This is a genomic window from Azospirillum mesophilum, assembly GCF_053470405.2.
Window position 1 is genome coordinate 1 of sequence record NZ_JBPXMQ020000132.1, and the last position, 501, is coordinate 501.

At 71.1% G+C, this 501-nt stretch carries 1 pseudogene; it reads right to left on the reverse strand.

Annotated elements, in window-relative coordinates:
• Positions 1-288 (reverse strand): annotated as a pseudogene (locus ACSVC7_RS32770) (IS3 family transposase); the annotation flags it as partial.
• Between the last annotated feature and the right edge of the window lie 213 nt (positions 289-501).

The window sequence follows — 501 nt, forward strand, 5'->3', positions numbered from 1 at the left end:
GTACATGGTGCGCACCGAGCACAGGTACTGCCCCTCGTCGAGCAGCGTGGCGTAGACCTGGGCCGGGGCGGCATCGACGAAGCGCTCGCCATGCAGCAGGTCAAGAACCTGGCGGCGTTCCGGCGCGCTCAACGTGCGTGGCGGTGCGGGGCGCCGAAAGGGTGGACAGGGCGGCCCGACGCGACGCTGGCGGTCGCGGTGCCGATAGAAGCTGGCCCGCGGCACGCCGAGCGCCCGGCAGGCGGTGGCGACGTCCACCGCCGGGGGCGCCTGCTCAATAGCGGCCATCACTTGCTCGCGCCGCGGTCCGGTGAGCCGAGCGAGGTCTCCAGCAAATGAGCGACTTTTTTTTTGGAGTTCGATGACCGCCTCGGCGCGGGTGAGGCGCTCGCGCAGATGCGCGTTCTCCCGCTCCAAGCGCTCGACGTCGCTTTTGCGCGGATTGGCCGGCGGGCTCTTCGGGCCGGGCTTGGCCGGCGCCAATCCGCGCAGCATGCCAGC